The organism is Rhizobium sp. PRIMUS64 (genome assembly GCF_023006465.1).
Taxonomy (GTDB): Bacteria; Pseudomonadota; Alphaproteobacteria; order Rhizobiales; family Rhizobiaceae; genus Rhizobium; species Rhizobium leguminosarum.
Map to the genome: position 1 here is coordinate 1 of NZ_JALBGX010000351.1, position 406 is coordinate 406.

At 59.1% G+C, this 406-nt stretch carries 1 protein-coding gene and 1 pseudogene; both read right to left on the reverse strand.

The features are described from left to right. Nucleotides 1-204: DUF269 domain-containing protein (locus tag MOV76_RS39520; RefSeq protein WP_247266632.1), on the reverse strand; the 204-nt coding region annotated here is incomplete at its 3' end. A gap of 33 nt (nucleotides 205-237) precedes the next feature. Then, nucleotides 238-406 (reverse strand): annotated as a pseudogene (locus MOV76_RS39525) (nitrogenase component 1); the annotation flags it as partial.

Genomic DNA, 406 nt, shown 5'->3' on the forward strand with positions numbered 1-406 from the left:
CGGATCGCCTATGATCGGGATCTTACGGCGCTGCTCCTTGGTGAGGATGAAGTCGGCCAGCAGGTCAGTGTCCGATTTGCCTTCCCACGCCCCATGGGCATCCTGAGCGCGGATGAGCCTTATCAGGCATCTGAGAAAAGGGGTGGCGAGATCCCCATCTTCGTTGACAGCAGGGCCATTCGTACTTCCTGTCAATGTACCCATTTCTTAGTCCTCCTCATCGAAAGGCTTCTTTTCAATGGCGCCTGCTTCGGTCAGCGCCGTGAAGCTCGTGCGCCAGAGCGTGGGACCTGAAGAAGCCGATCCGCGGTTGTCCCAGGAATTGCCCTCACAGCCGAGAGGCCCATGGATCAGGTGCGCGACGTCGGTGATCGGCTGCAGCACGATCTTGGCGCCATCGAAAGCG